Here is a 473-nt window from a genome sequence, read left to right on the forward strand (position 1 = left end):
TTCTAGCGGTTATATAGCTTATCTAAGAAAGCCAATTACACACGATAAGCAAGGTAATATATATAGCAAACCCATTAAACAACTTTGTTATGGAAATAAAGGACTTGAAATTATTAGAAATAAAGATAATAAACAAAAAATAGAGAATATAAAAACTATTATTATTACAGAAAGTATGATAGATAGTCTTAGTCTTTTTGAACTTAAAAATTATAATCCAAATGATACTTTACTTTGTGCTACAAATGGACAAATTACAAAAGCTCATAAAGAAATTTTTATGTATTTTGAAAAGAATGCAAAAAATGCCAAGATCGTTTTAGGTTTTGATAATGACGAAAAAGGACTTGATTTTAACTTAAAAACGAAGCAATGTTTTAAAGAAAGAGAAATTATAGAAGAAAATCCAAAATTAAAAGATTTTAACGATGATTTGCTTATATCTAAGGTTTTTGGTTTAAAAAAGAATTTTT

Annotated in this window: 1 protein-coding gene; it reads left to right on the top strand. The window is 24.1% G+C overall.

The genetic code is table 11. The features are described 5' to 3' along the window. Nucleotides 1–473, top strand: a 473-nt coding sequence (locus tag JG677_RS08580) for a toprim domain-containing protein (protein WP_200286224.1), incomplete at both ends; no start/stop codon positions are given.

The sequence above is a fragment of the Campylobacter sp. TTU-622 genome (genome assembly GCF_016598965.1).
GTDB lineage: Bacteria > Campylobacterota > Campylobacteria > Campylobacterales > Campylobacteraceae > Campylobacter_D.